Below are 1045 nucleotides of genomic sequence, written 5' to 3'. Positions count from 1 at the left end.
GGTGTGTCAGTTACCGCGGCGATCAGTGGGTACTTGGTTCGTGGATGGTGGCCGCCGGAAGAGAAGGAGGGCGCGGAATGCCAAAAGTGAACGGAACATTAATCGGATACTATTGCGATGACTGCGAGGAATGGTTGTTTTTAGAAAGGCCTGCCTGTACGTCTGAAATCTATTGCCCTTTTTGCAGGGATCAGACTCTTGCGATTGATTCTGACGATTTAAGTTTACTGGAAGAAATAATGAAGGAGGACGCAAAATGAAAAAGATTATTTTCGCTTTAGTTGCTGTCATTACATTGGGGGTTATGGTACTTCCGGAAAGTGCTTCGGCGGCATGGTCAGGCTGGCAGAATAGAAACGGCCATTCAATAAGAGTTTGGACGGATGCCACGACTTACAGTCCGAGTGCGTCAACAATCGACTACAAGGCAGAAAAGAAAGGCTCAAAACGCCTGTATTACAAAGCCATCTTGTATAAGTGGTCAGATAAAGGACTGATACACACAGGGCGAGTCGGCTCAGGATCGTTTACCGGATCAACGCCTGTAAAAAGCTTTAGTGTTCCGTCTGTCCGGCGTGAGTATGGAACAGGAACATATCTGATCAAATACAATCTATACAGCAAGTCAAACAGGACTGGATATGTCGGCAGCGTGAACAGCAATCGTTTTTATATAGTAGCGAAAATATAGGAGGGCGCGGAGCAACAACCTCAAGCCTTTAAGGGGGTGGTCAAAATGTGATACCAGGACAGCTAACGCATTTTATATTTTGAAAATTCAATAAATTTAAAATGGAGAGTGATAAAAGGTGTTTATCAATCAAAATAGAATAGTGGGAGCCTCAAAAAAGGGTAAGGGGGCAGAGAAGGCGAGCTTTGGCGGGCCTGACCTTCTCTACCTAGTACCCCGCAAAGTAGCGGAGTGCCGTAAGTATAACATGCTGCGGTTTTGTTTTTCAATGCTACTTGTGCTATCCCTTGTGACAATCGGGTTAAACAGTGCTATGGCAGCGGATCAGTACCGGAATTTTGAGGAATTGCAGGC

General features: G+C 45.5%; 2 protein-coding genes. Both read left to right on the top strand.

Annotated elements, in window-relative coordinates; translation table 11 throughout:
* The coding region (locus ACFQ8Y_RS22720; RefSeq protein ID WP_430586803.1) for a hypothetical protein at positions 1-260 on the top strand (260 nt) is incomplete at its 5' end.
* Positions 257-691, top strand: a complete 435-nt coding sequence (locus ACFQ8Y_RS22715) for a hypothetical protein (RefSeq protein WP_430586802.1) — start codon at positions 257-259, stop codon at positions 689-691. The genes ACFQ8Y_RS22720 and ACFQ8Y_RS22715, both read left to right, overlap by 4 nt.
* Positions 692-1045 lie beyond the last annotated feature (354 nt).

It is taken from the genome of Isoptericola sp. NPDC056605 (assembly GCF_042792795.1).
Classification (GTDB): domain Bacteria; phylum Actinomycetota; class Actinomycetes; order Actinomycetales; family Cellulomonadaceae; genus Isoptericola.
Note: the sequence above shows the minus strand (reverse complement) of the source record. Positions and strands in the feature narration are given on the sequence as shown.